Below are 16,656 nucleotides of genomic sequence, written 5' to 3'. Positions count from 1 at the left end.
TCCGATGCTAAGAGCTGCTACTGACAGGTTCACGGTCGTCAGCGGTCAGTCGCAACTCGACGACCAGGAGCGCGACGCAGATCAGCCCGGCCCACAGTTCGGACTTCGGCACGAATGTCACCGCGACGACCGACGTCACCGCGATCAGGAACGGCACCGCTGTCCGCGGTGACGGATCGTGGAAACGGATCGAGATCAGCCACAACGCCGCGAGGAATGCCGCTACCGGACCCGTGACGAAGGCGCTGCTGACCACGTCAGAGGCCTCTGCGTGGTGGCCGTAGAAATCGATACGGGCGGCCAGGCCCGCGCCGACGGCCGCGGCTGAGCCGAAGATGATGTAGTGGCCGAATCCCCATACGTATCCGACCCGGTTGTCGGTCAGGATGTTGCCGTTCTCACGGGAGAAGTACAGCCACCATGCACTGAACGTCACCAATACGCCGCCGGCGACGACGTACCAAAGCTGTGCTGGCGGATGCTCGGCATCGAAAGCGCTCTGCAGGGCGATCGTGACCGACAGGATCGTCTCCCCGAGCACGATGAGGAAGAGCAATCCGTACCGTTCGGCGATGTGGTGCGGATGCCACGGCGTCGTCCCGCTGCGCTCGGCGAACGACGGCACCGCGAAATCCAGTACCCCCACTGCCAAGAAGAGCCACAACGGAATGTGCCCGCCGGTCGCGAGCAACGCCGCAACCCAGACGACCTGAACACACAGGAGTGAATAGGCATATCGCAGCGCTGTGGTGCGGCGCTCCGGGTGGCCGGCCGCGGCTCGCAACCACATCAGCACCAGCCCGATGCGCATGATGACGTAGCCGACGATGCCGAGTGTCATGTCTTCGTCGAAGAATCTCGGCACCCCGGCGGCCAACACCAGCGATCCCAGGATCTGCAGCAGCGTCAATAGCCGGTGCAGCGTGTCATCTGAGTCGTACGCCGAGTTGAACCAGGCGAAATTGAGCCAGGTCCAATAGATCGCGAAGAACGACACCGCGAACCACACGATTCCGTGACCGGCATGCCCTTCGGCCACCTCGTGGTGCAGGGAAGCTGCACCCTGGGCGATCGCGACGACGAAACAAAGATCCGTGAACAGTTCGAGCGGAGAGGCCGTGCGGTGCCGTTCGTGCGGATCGCGAGGACCCAGCGGTCGCACGATACGGGCGATCATCGCTTCGCCCGCATGGGCGTGAGAGGAGTCAGCATCTCGGTGCTGGCGTTGATCTCGTCGAATGCGGTCCGGACCTGATTGCGACGGGTCTGCAGCAGGTCGTTGAGAGTTCGGGCAAGGGACGGCTTGGACGCCGCGAGCCGGTCGATCACACTCATGGGCACCTGCAGCACCTCCACGATCGTGGCCGCTTCACTCTGTGTCGGGGAGGGTTCTCGCAGCAGCGCCGATGTTCCGACGATCTCTCCTCTGTCCTGTTCACTGACCTGGACGGTCGCACCGTCGGTCGACTTGGCCGTGACCCTCACGAGACCCGAGACGATCAACGAGAACCGGGCCGGGACCGCACCCTCCCACACGATGACCTCACCTTGGCCGAACGTCTCGATCTCGCATTCGCCGGCGATCTCCTCGATCTCGTCCGCGCTGACCTCCAACGTGGTGGAGAAGTTTCCGAGCATCTCGATCGTCTCCTCCCGTGGACGTTGTTCGAAGATCGCGCCATCCAGCGAGACTTCGTCACGCCTGGACGCGTACCAGAGCCAGCCGAGGAACTGCGACTGGGCAGCAGCGCTGTCACTCGCGATGTGCAGCGGCAGGACGGTAGCGTACTTCCCCTCACCGAGCACCCTGACCGACGGCCTGGCTCCGGAGCGCAGGAAGGTCGAGCAGTTGGCGACTCTCAGCAGGGTCGCCGTGACGGCGTGCGGCGGATCAGTCGGCTCGAATGACGACGTGACGACCAGATCGTGCGCGGGAGTCGGCCGACTGAGATTGGCGAATGACGCCGCCGCGATCGTGGCATTGGGGATGATCTGCGTGCCGGAACCGATATCGATGTGGGTCGAGCGCCAGTTCATCTCGACGACCTTGCCCTCGACTCCTCCGACCTGGAGGGAGTCGCCGATCGAGAAGGGCTGCTCGAACAGCAGCAGCAGACCCGACACGACGCTGCCGATCGCGGTCTGCAATGCCAGACCGATGACGATCGAGCCGACGCCGAGCGCTGCGAACAACCCGCCCACGTCAAGGCCCCATACGAAGGACGCCACGACGGCTGCGCCGAGGACGATCAGGATCAGACGGCCGAGGTCGATGAAGATACTCGGAAGCCGGTCTCGCCAGGTGCCCTCGGTCGCATTGCCGAACAGCATCGCATTGAGCGTCGCGAGACCGACCGACACCGCGATGATGCCGACCAGCGTCGCGACGACCCGCAGCCCGTCATTGTCTCTGGAGACTTCGCCCGCCTTGGCGAGCAGGATCAGGAGTGCGACGAGAGGCATCAGCCAGATCCGCATACGGTTGACCGGCTTGGCCAGCGGGCTGCCGGCGCGTTGCAGGCGCAGATGGACCTCCGACAGGACCAGGACAGTCACCGGCAGCCCGACGATGAGCGCTATCGACCAGGCAAACCACGACTGTCCTGTGAAGTCCAGCATCAGCGCGAGCCCCTGCCTACCAGCCGCCAGACCGGATATTCGCCTTCGTCGGAGTTGACAGTGCCGACCTGTTCGAACGAGTACGCCCCGGCAAGTCGTTCTCGGATCGAATCGGTCACGTAGATTCCGGCATCACCGGCGACCGTCCGGACCCGGTAGGCCAGGCTCACGGCGTCGCCCCACAAGTTGTAGACGACATCGCTTCGCCCGATCAAGCCACTGCGCACATCGCCGCAGTCGACACCGGCACGCAGGACCAGCGAGGCCTCGTTCTGGGTATTGAACCGCTCGACCATCGCGGCGACCTCGATCGCGAAGTCGACGACACGTCGCACATGGTCGACGCGCTGTACGACCAGTCCGCTGCTGGCCACGAAGCTCGTACCTGAGCTGCGCACCTTCTCGATACCTGCTTTGGCCCCCGCCTCGTCGAATCCGCGCGAGAGGTCGTTGAGCAACTTCAATGCTTCTGCCGACGGCAGTTTGTCGGCGAACGCGTCAAATCCTTCGATCTCGGTGAACACGACCGAGACGTTCTGGTGCTCGTCGGAGATCTCGGTCTCGCCGCCGCGGTAGCGCTTGACGACGGTGTCTGGCATCAGCGACTTCAGCAGCCGTTCGTTCTCGGACTGCTGCGCTTCGAGCGCCTCCTGTTTGGACGCCAGGCTCAGACTCATGTCGTTGAACGCAGCGCCGAGATCTCCGAACTCGTCACGAGAGCTCGCGTCGACCTGTGCACCCAGATCACCTCCCGCGACGGCACGCACCCCGGTCAGCAACCGGTTGAGCGGCGTCGTGAAGACGCGCGCCATAAGCACCGAGGCGGCCGAGACAAGCAGCACCATGACGGCTGTGGCGAGCAGGATGTTCCTGGCGAAATCGCGGACCGGCGCGAATGCCTCCGACGTGTTCATCTTGGCGATAACTGTCCAGTCGAGCCCCTTGATGCCGGCCGGGCCGTACGAGTCGAGAACCTCATTGCCCAAATAGTCGGTCGTGATGATCGTGCCCGACTTGCCATCACTGGCACGATCCTGCGCAACCGACTTCAACGGCTGCAACATGACGGTGCTCCCGGCCTCGAGAACCCGGTCGACGGTCTCTCGCGACGTCCCGCGGTCGATCGCGTCCTTGGCGTACTTCTTCGGATTATCGATGAGTTCGCGCGAGTTCGAACGCATCAGAGCATCCGGACCTCCGAGGTAGGTCTCACCGGTGTCACCCAGACCGACCACCTTGGTGGGATCGGAACTGCCCGTCATGAGCGCGTTGATCCCGGCGATCGGGATCTGCGCGACGTACACACCGATGATCTCGGCCCCGTCTGCGATCGGGGATGCGACGAAACCCGCCGCCAGGTTGTACGAGGGCTGGTAGAGCTCGAAGTCGCTGACAGCGACGTAATCGCGCGAGTTGGAGCGGACCGCTTCGTCGAAGACCTTCTCGAGACCGCCACCGCGGAACTCTCCCCGTTTGATGTTGCTGCCCAGGTCGACGCCCTTGTACGCCGTGTAGACGATATCGCCCTCGAGATTGAGGATCATGATGTCGTCGGCGCCTGAGCCGCCGATGACCTCGCGGAAGAACGGATTGTATTTCGCATTGGCCTTGCTCCAGGCGCTGCCGTCTCCCGCGTCGTCGAGCTTCAGCTTCTCGTCGAAATCGCTGCTCGCCGCGGTATAGAAGGTTTGGAGATACTGGCGGGCACCGGTCGTCGGCAAGAAGGAGTCGGCCTGGACCGTCCCGTCAGAGAACTTCTGCAGTTCGGGGACGAACTCCTTTGTGTAGTAGTCCACGAGGGTCGTCTTCTGCGCTTCGGTGATCTCTTTGTCACGCAGTTGCTCGTACGCCGGCCCGAATGCCTTCAGAGCGTCGACGGCCAGGCCGCGACTGTTGATGATCGCGGACGATTTCTGCCGCTCCGCGTAGTTCTGGATCGCCCGGGTACGTTCGACACGCAGCTCGGCCAACCGCTCGAAGGCGTCATCGCGTAGCGCCTGGGTGCCGGTTCGATAGGCGAAGAAGCCCACGACCCCGGCCGACAGGATGCTCGACACGAGCAGCATGATCAACAGCTTGGACTGAATGCTGCCGAATCCGCGCGGGCGGAATCTGCGAGCCGACTGGCCTTCGCTCATACCGGCCATTTTGGGACGCGATGGGCCGTGCGCCTACGACATCCCGGCTGTTTCGCGACTTACCTTATTTTTTTCTCGGCCCGCATCGTCACGACTTCTTGGTAGCGGCCTTCTTGGTTGTGGTCTTCTTGGCCGTCGTCTTCTTCGTGGTCTTTTTCGCTGCAGCCTTCTTGGTGGTCTTCTTGGCACCCTTCTTGGCCGGGCCCTTGGCACGACGCTCGGCGAGCAGTTCGAAGGCCCGTTCGGGCGTCAGGGTCTCCAGCGAATCGTCCTTGCGCAGGGTTGCGTTGTATTCGCCGTCGGTCACGTACATGCCGAACCGGCCGTCCTTGGCCACCACGGGGCTGCCGCTGACCGGATCATTGCCGAGCTCCTTCAAGGGAGCCGCAGCAGCCTTGCGTCCGTAGGTCTTGGGCTGTGCGTAGATCGCCTTGACCTCGTCCTCGGTGATCGTGAGCAACTGCTCCTCACGTTCGAGCGAGCGTGAGTCGGTGCCCTTCTTGAGGTACGGCCCGTACCGGCCGTTCTGCGCCGTGACCTCGACACCGTCTTCGACATAGACGACTCGGGGCAGCGTCAGTAGCTGCACGGCATCCTCGAGCGTGATGGTGTCGAGATCCATGCTCTTGAACAGGCTCGCGGTGCGCGGCTTGTCGGCCTTCTTGGCACCCTCTGGGAGGGCTTCCGTGACGTACGGGCCGAATCTTCCGCTCTTGGCGGTGATCTCCAGACCGGTCTCGGGGTGCTTGCCCAGCACCCGCTCGACGCCCGACGGGTTCGCCAGCAGCTCCTTGGCCTTCTCGAGCGTCAGCTCGTCGGGCGGCAGGTCGTCGGGGACGTTGGCGCGGGTCGGCACCTTCTTGCCCTCAGCGTCCTCGGTGAACGGCGGACCTTCGACGTACGGGCCGTAGCGGCCTACGCGTAGGGCGATGTCGTCGCCGAGGGGGAACGTCGCGAGTCCTCGAGCGTCGATGTCGGGGAGGTTCTCGACCAGCCGCTTGAGACCGGTGTCGCCGTCACCTGTGCCGGTCCAGAATCCGTTGAGGACGTTGAGGCGTTCCTCACGACCACCGGCCACCTCGTCGAGGACGTCTTCGAGCTCGGCGGTGAACGAGTACTCGATCAAGCGTCCGAAGTGCTGCTCCATCAGGCGGATCACCGAGAACGCGATCCAGGCCGGCACGAGCGCCGTGCCCTTCTTGTAGACGTAGCCGCGGTTCTGGATCGTGCCGACGATCGAGGCGTACGTCGACGGACGACCGATCTCGCGGGTCTCCAGCTCGCTGATCAGCGAGGCTTCGGTGAACCTCGAAGGCGGCTTGGTCTCGTGACCGGCCTTGCCGAGCTCGGCGGCCGTGACGGTCTGGCCCTCCGACAGATTGGGCAGCTTGGTCTGCTGGTCATCGCCTTCGGCATCGGAGTCGTCGTGCGACTCGACGTACGCCTTGAGGAAACCGTAGAACGTGATCGTGCGGCCTGATGAGCCGAACACGACGTCTTGGCCCGTGCTTGCCTTCGCACCGATGCGGATCGAGACCGAGTTTCCCTTGGCATCGTTCATCTGGCTGGCGATCGTGCGCTTCCAGATCAGCTCGTAGAGGCGGCGCTCGTCACCCGACAGTCCGGTCTGCTCAGGAGTCTTGAACTTCTCGCCGGCCGGACGAATCGCCTCGTGCGCCTCTTGGGCGTTCTTGACCTTGCTGGCGTACACGCGCGGCTTCTCGGGCAGGTACGGCTGGCCGTACAGCTCCAGCACCTGGGCACGGGCCGCGGTGAGCGCGGTCTGCGACAGGGTCGTGGAGTCGGTACGCATATACGTGATGTGACCGCCTTCGTACAGGCGCTGCGCGACCTGCATAGTGCGGGCGGCGCCGAAGCCGAACTTGCGCGAGGCCTCCTGCTGCATCGTCGTGGTGCGGAACGGGGCGTAGGGACGGCGGGTGTAGGGCTTCTCCTCGACGGACCGGACCGTGAAGGCCTGGTCGGCCAGCGCCTCGGCGAGCACCCCGGCCTGTGTCTCGTCCAGATGCGCGACCTTGTCGGACGTCAGCGCACCGGTGTTGTCGAAGTTGCTGCCCGAGGCGATCCGTTTGCCGTCGACGCTGAACAGCTTGGCCGGGAACTGACGCGGGTCGAAGCCCTCGCCGGCGTCGAACGTGGCCTCGAGGTCCCAGTACGACGCGATCTTGAACGCCATCCGCTCGCGTTCGCGCTCGACGACCAGGCGGGTCGCGACGGACTGGACGCGTCCCGCAGACAGGCCGCTCATGACCTTCTTCCACAGCACCGGGCTGACCTCGTAGCCGTACAGGCGGTCGAGGATGCGGCGTGCCTCCTGCGCATCGACCAGGTCCATGTCGATCTCGCGGGGATGGGCGATCGCGTACTGGATCGCGTCCTTGGTGATCTCGTTGAAGACGATCCGCTTGACCGGGACAGTCGGTTTGAGCTCGTCGTACAGGTGCCACGCGATGGCCTCGCCCTCGCGGTCCTCATCTGTCGCCAGGACGAGTTCATCGGCGTCCTTGAGCAGCTTCTTGAGCTTGGTCATCTGCGACTTCTTGTCGGCAGACACGACATAGATGGGTTCGAACGCCGAGTCGATATTGACGCCGAGACGGGCCCAGGTCTCGCCCTTGAACTTGGCCGGCACCTCGTCAGCACCGCGCGGGAGGTCCCGGATATGGCCGACGGACGAGTCCACGACGTAGCCGTCCCCGAGGTAGCCCGCGATGCTGCGGACCTTGTTGGGGGACTCGACGATGACGAGCGAGGTCAAGAGGAACTCCTGTAGTGGTCGGACGGGCATACGCTAACGCGTGATGTCAAGCCTTCGCTCACCGCAGGGTCGGATGTGATGTGCGACAGGTTCTCCACGGCGAGCGTAAAACAGTGTCGGTGCCCAGTGCGAAGATAGCTTGTGGCTTTTTCGGGATATGCACGACTGTGGGCGGACCGTTCTGTCCGATCATTGTTCATCGCGGCGTTCTTCGCCCGTATCCCGGCCATGGCCGCGCCTCTGGTTCTGACCCTTCACGTTGTCGATGAACTGGGCGGCACCTACACCGAAGCCGGTGTCATCGCCGCGTCCAGCACGATCGGCATGGCAGTCGGTGCGCCGTGGCGCGGACGTCTGATCGATCGACTCGGCATGCGCCGGGCCGTCGTCCCGTCAGTCATCGCGGTTTTGGTCCTGTACCCCCTCGCGACGATCGCGACCTACGTCTGGCTGATCCCGCTCGCGTTCTTGATGGGCATCTTCTTGATCCCGATCTTCTCGATCGTGCGGCTCGCCTTGTCGGTCATGGTCACCGAGGACCAGCGTCGCACGGCGTTCTCCTTCGACAGTGTCATCGCCGAGGCGAGCTTCATCATCGGTCCGGCTGTGGGCGCCGTGATCGTCACGACCGCCGGCGGCGGTCCGGCACTCATCGCGATCGGTGTGTGCGAGGGCATCGCGGGAGTGCTGTTCCTGTGGCTCAATCCCCCGACCAAGTCGGCGCCGGGTCACGAGACCGAACCAACTGACGACGTCACCACGTGGATGTCGGTTCCGCTCGCATTCTTGTTCTTCATCTCCGCCGGCGCGATGATCGCGCTGATGGCGACCGATCTCGGCATCGTCGCGCAGTTGCGCGAACTCGACGAGGTCGGGTCGGTCTGGATCGTCTACGGCCTGTGGGGACTGTCGTCACTGGTCGGCGGCCTGGTCTACGGCGCTTGGCACACATCGATCCGGCCGACCTATCTGCTGTTGGCACTCGGTCTCGCCACGATCCCTGTGGGCCTGGGCAGTCAAGTCTGGTCGCTATCGCTGTGGGTTATTCCGGCCGGGCTCCTGTGCGCGCCGACGATGACCGCCGCCGGCGAATGGATCGCCAAGCTCGTACCCGAGCGCCGCCGCGGCGAGGCGATGGGCTGGCAAGGCACGTCGTTCACCCTCGGCGGTGCCGCGAGTGCACCGGTCGTCGGTTCGGCCATCGACGGCGTGGGTGCCTGGGGCGGCTTCGCGCTCGGCGGATCGGTCGCCGCGGCGATCGCGATCCTGGCGCTGGGCGGCCAGCTGATCCCCACCTTCCGGCCCCGGCCCGTCGAAGCGCCTCCCGTCGGCGATCAGACCAAGAAGCCTTCTTCGGCCAGTTCCCTGACCGACGACGCGTAGGTCTGTCGCAGTTCGACCGGATCCCGGCCGAGTAGCGAGGCCAACGCGTCCAGGATCTGACCCGAGGTCAGTTCGCCATCGCTCGCGCCGACCAGCCCGGCCTCGATCGTGTCGACCTGACGAGTCCGGCGGACGCCGTGCTGCAAGCGGATCACGATGCTCTCCGGATCGTCCGCTCCCGCCGCACCCCGGGTCTCCTGGACCAGGTCGAAGGCCTGGCGCAGTGGTCGGTCGAGCAGCGCGTCGTCATCGGCGCCCCGCAATGACTCGATCCTGCGACCCCATGCCTCGATGCCCGGACCAACCGGTTGGGCGATCTCCCCGGTCCATTCCTCCAGGCGGTGGATCGGTGCCCGATCGGTCTTGCGCAGGCTCAGCCAGCCGAATCCGATCGCCTCGATCCCTTCGGCGTCAAACCAGGTGAGCCAGTCGTCATAGCGCTGCAGGTAGTCCGGCGCATTCGCCAGTCCGGCATCGGACAGCCACATCTCGACGTACGCCGCCGGATCGACGAGCTCGCGCTGCAGGATCCACGCGTCCAACGGGCGTCCCTCGAGCCACTGGCCCAGTTCGTCCTCCCATGCCGTGCCGCGACGATGGGCCCAGTTCGCCAGAATCTGGCACCACCCACCGGGATTGAGGTGGGAGTCGGCGTTCTCGACCAGATGCCGCACGACGCTGTCACCGGGCATACCGGAGTCGCGGTACACGAGTACCTGACTGCCGGGCGGCGAGATGACGAACGGCGGGTTGGTCGCGATCAGATCGAACTTCTCACCTGCGACGGGATCGAACAGACTGCCATCTCGGACATCGATGTCGACCTCGTTGAGCTTGGCCGTCAATCGGGCCATCGCCAGCGCCCGCGGATTGACATCGGTCGCGACGACCTTGCGAGCATGCTGCGTCAGGTGCAGGGCCTGCACACCGCAACCGGTGCCGAGATCAAGCGCGCGGCCGATCGGTTCGCGGATCGTGAGTTGAGCCAGGGAGGACGACGCCTCGCTGATGCCGAGCACGTGGGAAGGGTCCATCCGCGACTGGCGTCCGTCCAGACCCGGTGTCTGATCGCACACGATCCACCAGTCGTGATCCTCGTCGCCGTACGGCCGGATGTCGACCAGCGCCGAAATCTCACCGGCGGACGCTTGCAACAGACCTGCCTCGACAAGCGGATCGATCAGGCCGGGCAGTACCGCGTCGATGCTCGTCCGGTCGACCGGAACTTGCAGCGCGAACAGCCGCACGAGCGTTGCCAGGTCACCGCCACCGCGGGTCGCGCGCAGCGCGGGCACGATCTGATTGCGCCCCAGCGCACGGTGCGCATCGTCGCCGAGGAGAGCGTAGACGGCATCGACCGTGAAGTGAGCCCGGCTCAAAGCCGAACGAAGAGAAGGAACAACTGAGTCAGAAAGCACCTGGCAACCCTCCCAGACTCATCCCCCCGATCCCGCGAGTGGTGCAAAAGCGGTCCCGACCGGCGCGTTCTGGACCGACACGCCGTCCCACTTTGACCACTTCGCACCACTCGCGGACTTCAGACGGTGGCTTCCTCAGAAACCTCTTCCTCACCTTCCGAGGGGTCCAGGGCGATCGGGCGGGAACGGGCGATTCCGACCGCGACCGCGATGATCAGCACCGCGAAACCTGCGATCGAGTAGCGCAGCGCATCGCTGGCATCGTCGCCGTAGGTGTACTTGATGATCAGCGGGACGATCAGCAGAGCCACCAGGTTCATGACCTTGAGCAACGGGTTGATCGCGGGGCCGGCGGTGTCCTTGAACGGGTCACCGACCGTGTCGCCGATGATCGTCGCCTCATGTGCGAGCGATCCCTTGCCGCCGTGGTTACCGTCCTCGACGAGCTTCTTGGCGTTGTCCCAGGCACCACCGGAGTTGGCCAGGAACACCGCCATGAGCGTGCCGGTCGCGATCGCGCCGGCCAGATAGGCACCGAGCGGCCCGACGCCGAGACCGAATCCGACCGCGATCGGGGCGAAGATCGCCAAGATGCCCGGCGTCGCCAGCTCACGCAATGAGTCACGTGTGCAGATGTCGACGACCTTGCCGTACTCGGGACGTCCCGTGCCTTCCATGATTCCGGGGATATCGCGGAACTGACGGCGCACCTCGAACACGACGGCACCGGCAGCCCGGCCGACCGCGTTGATCGCCAGACCGGAGAACAAGAACACGACTGCGGCGCCGATCAGGAGGCCGACCAGATTGCTCGGATCGGCGACATTGAACACACCGAGAGTCGCCAGGAAGTCGCCGATCTTGAACGTCGTATCACCGGCGCCGCCACCCAGATCGGTGATCGCGTCCTTGATCGCATCGGTGAAGGCACCGAACAGTGCCGTCGCGGCCAATACCGCCGTCGCGATCGCGATGCCCTTCGTGATGGCCTTGGTCGTGTTGCCGACAGCGTCGAGTTCGGTCAGGATCTGCGCACCCTGCTCGTCGACATCGCCCGACATCTCGGCGATGCCCTGTGCGTTGTCGCTGACCGGGCCGAAGGTGTCCATCGCAACGATCACGCCGACTGTCGTGAGCAGTCCGCATCCGGCCAGGGCGACCGCGAACAGCGACACGATGACCGAGCCGCTGCCCAACAGGAAGGCGCCGAACACTGCCGCACCGATGACCAGTGCCGTGTAGACCGCCGACTCGAAGCCGACGGAGAGGCCCGAGAGCACCACCGTCGCGGCGCCCGTGCGGGACGTCTTGGCGACATCTTGCACCGGACGCGTCTCGGTGCCGGTGAAGTAGCCCGTCAGCGCCAAGATGATGGCCGCCAGCACGATGCCGATCAGCACCGCGATGATCGCGATCCAGCGCGGATCGCTGTCGACCGCGGACTGCAATGGCACGTTCTGGGCGAAGACCTGCTCGATGACGGTGCTGCCACCGGCACCGCTCAATCCCTCGAATGACGAGGGCAGGTAGAACCACGCGAAGGCGCTCGCACCGACCGCAGAGATGACCGCCGACAGGTAGAACGACCGGTTGATCGTCTTCAACCCGCCTTCGCCTGCGCGCGGTCGGGTGAAGTACACACCCAGCAGCGCGGTGATCGCACCGATCGCCGGGATGACGAGCGGCAGGACCAGGCCCTCTTGGCCGAATGCGACCGAGCCCAGGATCAGTGCCGCCACCAGCGTGACGGCATACGACTCGAACAGGTCGGCGGCCATTCCGGCGCAGTCACCGACGTTGTCGCCCACATTGTCGGCGATCGTCGCGGCATTGCGCGGATCGTCCTCGGGGATGTTCTTCTCGACCTTGCCCACGAGGTCGGCTCCGACATCGGCGGCCTTGGTGAAGATGCCTCCGCCGACACGCATGAACATCGCAAGCAGCGCCGCGCCGAAGCCGAAGCCCTCCAGGACCCGAGGCGCATCGCCTTCGTAGATCAGGACGACCGACGCGGCACCGACCAGGCCGAGGCCCACGGTCAGCATGCCGACCGTCGCACCGGTACGGAAGGCGATCCTCATGGCGGCTTCGCGGCCGTCGTTCTGGGCTGCTGCGGCGACGCGGATATTGGCCCGCGTGGCAAGCCACATGCCGATGTAGCCGATCAACGCGGAGAATCCGGCGCCCAACAAGAAGTAGATCGATCTGCCGATCCGGATCTCGGCATCGCCGGGCAGCAGGAACAGAACGCCGAACGCCAAGACGGCGAACACCGCGAGCGTCTTGAACATGCGCCCGAGGTACGCCGCCGCTCCTTCCTGTACCGCCTGACCGATCTCTTGCATCTTCTCGGTACCGACCGAAGCCTTCAGCACTTCGGCCCGGAAAACTGCGGCCATGATCAGCGCGATGACGCCGATCGCAGCGACACCGGCAACCCAGTAGGTGTTGCCGTCGGTGAGCTCGAGGTCACCGGCCGCCGCAACGAATGTTGCACTCGCCATGAAAAATCCTCCAGAGGTTCAGACATGAACTTGCTGCGGACTGGCGGGCAGGCCGCGTGACGCACGTTACATGCCCAGACGGTCCCGGCGGGCGATCTTTCTCACTACGTGGCCGAACGTGCCTCTTCGATCGAGACATGCAGACCGAATACCTTGTCGAGTCCGGTGATCTGGAAGATCTTCAAAATCCGCTCCTGCGTGCACACGATGTCGAGCGAGCCGCCGTCCGCCCGGACCCGCTTGAGCGCACCGACGAGCACACCGAGTCCGGTCGAATCGAGGAAGTCCACCCGACGCACGTCGATGATCAGCCTGGAATGCCCGGCATCGACGGCCGCGACGATCGCTTCCCGCAGCCGCGGTGCGGTGTAGACGTCGATCTCGCCGCCGACTTCGATGATCTCGAAGTCACCGTCTGTGCGAGACGTCAGTGCCAGCTCCATGGTCATCTCCCTCGTTCCCTCATTCGCGGACAGAGACATTGTCGCCTTCTTCGCCGCCCGCTGCACGATGACCGCCGCTTGAACCCACTCTGGGAGACTCGGCACGTGGACCCTGCTGACCTCGTGCTGCGCTATGGCGAACGGGTGACGCACGTCGAACAAGTGCCGGCCCGTGAGGCAGTCATCGAACCCTGGCCCGATTGGGTCGATCCCGTTGTGCGCGATCTGTACGCCGGCGAAGGCATCACCGCCTTGTGGGGCCATCAGGCCGAAGCGCTCCACCACGTCAACCAGCGTCGTCACACCGTCATCTCGACTGGCACCGCGTCCGGGAAATCGCTGGTATTCCAGGTACCTGCACTCACGAGTCTCCAGGCCGGACGGTCAGGCAGCCCGCTGCACGGCCATCGCATGCCGACAGTGCTGTACCTCGCGCCGACCAAGGCGCTGGCCGCCGACCAACTACGCCGACTCGCCGGCGCGTCGGGGTTCGTACGGGCCGCGACGGTCGACGGCGACAACTCCCGCGAAGAACGGGCCTGGGCCCGCGACCATGCCAATTACGTACTGACCAATCCCGACACCCTGCACCACTCGATACTGCCGGCCCACGCCCGCTGGACCAGGTTGCTGGCGGGGTTGACCCACGTCGTGATCGACGAGTGCCATCACTACCGCGGCGTCTTCGGCGCCCACGTGGCCCACGTGCTGCGTCGGTTGCGTCGCATCTGTGCGCACTACGGCGCGGATCCGGTCTTCGTGCTGTCGTCGGCGACTGTCGCCGAACCCGAGGTTTTCGCATCCCGACTCACCGGATTGCAGGTCGTCTCGGTGACCGACGATGCCTCCCCGCACGCGGCCCGCACCATCGCACTGTGGGAGCCGCCGATACTCCCTGGCCTCGGCGAGGACACGCAAGGCGTCGTCCGCCGCTCGGCCACGACCGAGGCCGGGGAACTGCTGACCGACCTGGTCATCGGCAAGGTCCGGACGCTCGCCTTCGTCCGATCCCGGCGCGGAGCCGAGGCCGTCGCGGCCACCGCCCAACGACGTCTGGGCGAGGTCGATCCCGAACTCGTCAGCCGGGTCGCGACCTACCGCGGCGGCTATCTGCCCGAGGAGCGCCGAGACCTCGAGCGCCGACTCCGCAATGGCGACCTTCTCGGCTTGGCCAGCACGAATGCGCTCGAGCTCGGGATCGACGTGGCGGGGCTCGATGCCGTCATCACAGTCGGTTTCCCGGGCACGAGGGCCGCACTGCAACAGCAGTTCGGTCGCGCCGGACGCTCGGGCCGCAGCTCGATCGGCATCCTGATCGCGCGTGACGAACCCCTCGACACATTCCTCGTCCACCATCCGGAGGCGCTGCTGGGGACGCCGGTCGAGGCATCGGTCTTCGACCCCGACAATCCCTATGTCCTCGGCCCGCACCTCGCGGCGGCCGCCCAGGAGATCCCGCTGACCGAGGACGATTTCGCGATGTTCGGTCCACGGGCGGCCGAGGGTGTCGCCGCTCTGGAGGCCGCGGGGTGGCTTCGCAAACGGCAAGCCGGATGGTTCTGGACCAAGCGCGAACGGGCCAGCGATCTGGCCGATATCCGCTCCAGCGGCGGCGCTCCAGTGCAGATCGTCGACGCCCCCACCGGACGACTCATCGGCACGGTCGATGCGGCTTCGGCAGATTCCACGGTGCACGAGGGTGCGGTCTACATCCACCAGGGCGACCTGTACGTCGTCGACGAGTACGACGTCGAGCACGGTGCCGCGATCGTGCACCGCGCCGATCCGGATTACTCCACATCGGCGCGCTCGACGACCGAGATCGACGTGCTGGCCATTGATCGCAGCGTGCGGTGGGGCGATGCGGCGATGTCATTCGGCTCGGTCGAAGTCGTCAACCAGGTCATCTCGTATCTCAAGCGCAGCACCACCGGAGGACGGATCCTCGGCGAGGAGTTGCTCGATCTCCCCGCCCGCAGCCTGCAGACCAAAGCCGTCTGGTGGACGCTCGAACCCGGTGCCGTCGCCGATGCTCTGGAGAAGGACGATGTGCCGGGTGCCGCCCACGCCGCCGAGCACGCCGCGATCGGTCTGTTGCCGCTGCTGGCAACCTGCGACCGCTGGGACATCGGCGGAGTCTCGACAGCGCTGCATCCCGACACCGGAACCCTGACGGTTTTCGTCTACGACGGCTATCCGGGCGGTGCCGGATTCGCCGAGCGGGGCTACGAGACGGCCGCCAGGTGGCTTCGGGTGACCCGCGACGCGATCGCCGCATGCGAGTGCCCGAGCGGCTGCCCGTCGTGCGTCCACTCGCCCAAATGCGGCAACGGCAATGAACCTCTCGACAAGGCCGGAGCGATCAAGCTGCTGGACGCCCTGCTCAAAGATGCGCCTGCCTAGTTCTCCGTGAGGTAGCTGGCGGGGGCCGCCCTTGCCTTCTGTTCCGCTGTCCAGCGGGTGCCCCACCAGGATCCGCTCGTGGCACGGGCCGTCACGGTCGCGACGTCGAAGTCCATCCGACAGGCAGCCAATCTGGCGCCGTTGCGCCGCGCGACCACCCGGGCTGCCGCGCAGCCGTCTTCACCTCGCACACTGGCCTGGGAACCGGCCAGTGCCGCGAGATCCGCAGCCGCCGCGACCTGATGCCGCATCCGTATCAACTGGGCCACCTGGACGATCACCAGTGCCGCCACCACCAGGACGATCGCGGCCCAGGCCGCCTGGATCGTCATCGCGCCACGTTCGGTCACTCTCACGGCTGCTCGCGCATCGCGACCGAGGTCGATTCCATCGTGCGGGAGCCGATCCCGGAGAAGAATGGCACCGGCATGCGCGACTTGACCCGGACCGTGACCGACACCGCGCCGCCCTCCTGGGTGACCCGGACGCTTGCCCCGTCCGGTGAGAACCGCTCGGCCGCAGTACGTGCGGCCTCGATCGACTCGCCTCTGGCCAGCATCCTGACCGCCTCGCGCGATGCATCGGTCGCCCGCACCTGGGTCAGGCCAAGCGAAATGATCCACAACAGCAAGAACACGAAGGCGACGCCCAATGGTGCGATCGTCATGAGTTCGGCGGTCACCATGCCCTGATCTCGAGAACGTCTCACGGTGTTGCCCTTTCGGCTGAGCCGGGGCGGCACACCAGGTGCCGCCCCGGGATCGGGTCAGAACGGCAGGATGTCGGGGATATTGTCGAGCAGATCCTTGACCAGATCGCCGAACCACTCGGACTGGCCGATCTTGACCAGGACGCCGCCGACCGTGCAGGCGCCGAGCGTGCCCACGGTGTATTCGGCAGTGGTCATTCCGGATTCCTTGCGGTTGCGTGGCTTCAACATGTGATGTCCTCTCATGGGGTGTGACTGTC

12 protein-coding genes are annotated in these 16,656 nt (G+C 65.3%); 2 read left to right on the top strand and 10 right to left on the bottom strand.

What is annotated here, in order from left to right; genetic code table 11:
• Window positions 1-7: 7 nt before the first annotated feature.
• From ACXJKC_RS16500 to topA, 4 genes are all read right to left on the bottom strand, one after another.
• On the bottom strand, window positions 8-1,177 hold the full coding sequence (locus ACXJKC_RS16500; protein ID WP_456697834.1) for a low temperature requirement protein A: 1,170 nt from the start codon (window positions 1,175-1,177) through the stop codon (window positions 8-10).
• Window positions 1,174-2,619 carry a mechanosensitive ion channel domain-containing protein gene (locus ACXJKC_RS16495; RefSeq protein WP_456697833.1) on the bottom strand — a complete coding sequence of 482 codons (1,446 nt, stop codon included), beginning with the start codon at window positions 2,617-2,619 and terminating at the stop codon, window positions 1,174-1,176. Before ACXJKC_RS16495 ends, ACXJKC_RS16500 begins: the two co-directional genes overlap by 4 nt.
• Entirely contained in the window at window positions 2,619-4,757 is a 2,139-nt protein-coding gene (locus tag ACXJKC_RS16490) for an adenylate/guanylate cyclase domain-containing protein (protein ID WP_456697832.1), read from the bottom strand. The genes ACXJKC_RS16495 and ACXJKC_RS16490 overlap by 1 nt, the downstream gene beginning before the upstream one ends.
• A gap of 88 nt (window positions 4,758-4,845) precedes the next feature.
• On the bottom strand, window positions 4,846-7,566 hold the full coding sequence (gene topA / locus ACXJKC_RS16485) for a type I DNA topoisomerase (RefSeq protein WP_456697831.1): 2,721 nt from the start codon (window positions 7,564-7,566) through the stop codon (window positions 4,846-4,848).
• Window positions 7,567-7,677: 111 nt separating this feature from the next.
• On the opposite strand from topA, the gene ACXJKC_RS16480 reads away from it, so the two are divergent.
• On the top strand, window positions 7,678-8,919 hold the full coding sequence (locus tag ACXJKC_RS16480) for an MFS transporter (RefSeq protein WP_456697830.1): 1,242 nt from the start codon (window positions 7,678-7,680) through the stop codon (window positions 8,917-8,919).
• On the opposite strand, the gene ACXJKC_RS16475 is transcribed toward ACXJKC_RS16480, so the two are convergent.
• The 3 genes from ACXJKC_RS16475 to ACXJKC_RS16465 form a co-directional block, all read right to left on the bottom strand.
• Complete coding sequence (locus ACXJKC_RS16475) at window positions 8,871-10,337, bottom strand: DUF7059 domain-containing protein (protein ID WP_456697829.1); 1,467 nt, start codon at window positions 10,335-10,337, stop codon at window positions 8,871-8,873. The two genes, ACXJKC_RS16480 and ACXJKC_RS16475, sit on opposite strands and share 49 nt — an antisense overlap.
• 119 nt (window positions 10,338-10,456) lie before the next feature.
• A complete protein-coding gene (locus ACXJKC_RS16470; RefSeq protein WP_456697828.1) occupies window positions 10,457-12,841 on the bottom strand; it encodes a sodium-translocating pyrophosphatase in 2,385 nt (794 codons plus the stop codon).
• A 104-nt stretch (window positions 12,842-12,945) separates the two neighbouring features.
• Entirely contained in the window at window positions 12,946-13,284 is a 339-nt protein-coding gene (locus ACXJKC_RS16465) for an STAS domain-containing protein (RefSeq protein ID WP_456697827.1), read from the bottom strand.
• 105 nt (window positions 13,285-13,389) lie between these two features.
• On the opposite strand from ACXJKC_RS16465, the gene ACXJKC_RS16460 reads away from it, so the two are divergent.
• The gene (locus ACXJKC_RS16460) at window positions 13,390-15,687 is read left to right on the top strand and encodes a DEAD/DEAH box helicase (protein WP_456697826.1); all 2,298 of its coding nucleotides are present in this window, start codon (window positions 13,390-13,392) and stop codon (window positions 15,685-15,687) included.
• Here the strand turns inward: ACXJKC_RS16460 and ACXJKC_RS16455 are convergent.
• The 3 genes from ACXJKC_RS16455 to ACXJKC_RS16445 are packed head-to-tail and all read right to left on the bottom strand — an operon-like array spanning window position 15,684 to window position 16,627.
• Entirely contained in the window at window positions 15,684-16,019 is a 336-nt protein-coding gene (locus tag ACXJKC_RS16455) for an Rv3654c family TadE-like protein (protein WP_456697825.1), read from the bottom strand. The genes ACXJKC_RS16460 and ACXJKC_RS16455 overlap by 4 nt on opposite strands.
• Window positions 16,020-16,039: 20 nt before the next feature.
• Entirely contained in the window at window positions 16,040-16,396 is a 357-nt protein-coding gene (locus ACXJKC_RS16450) for a TadE family type IV pilus minor pilin (protein WP_456697824.1), read from the bottom strand.
• Window positions 16,397-16,453: 57 nt separating this feature from the next.
• Window positions 16,454-16,627, bottom strand: coding sequence for a DUF4244 domain-containing protein (locus tag ACXJKC_RS16445; protein ID WP_456697823.1), 174 nt, complete (start codon window positions 16,625-16,627; stop codon window positions 16,454-16,456).
• Between the last annotated feature and the right edge of the window lie 29 nt (window positions 16,628-16,656).

The organism is Aeromicrobium sp. P5_D10, assembly GCF_054049535.1.
Note: the sequence above shows the minus strand (reverse complement) of the source record. Positions and strands in the feature narration are given on the sequence as shown.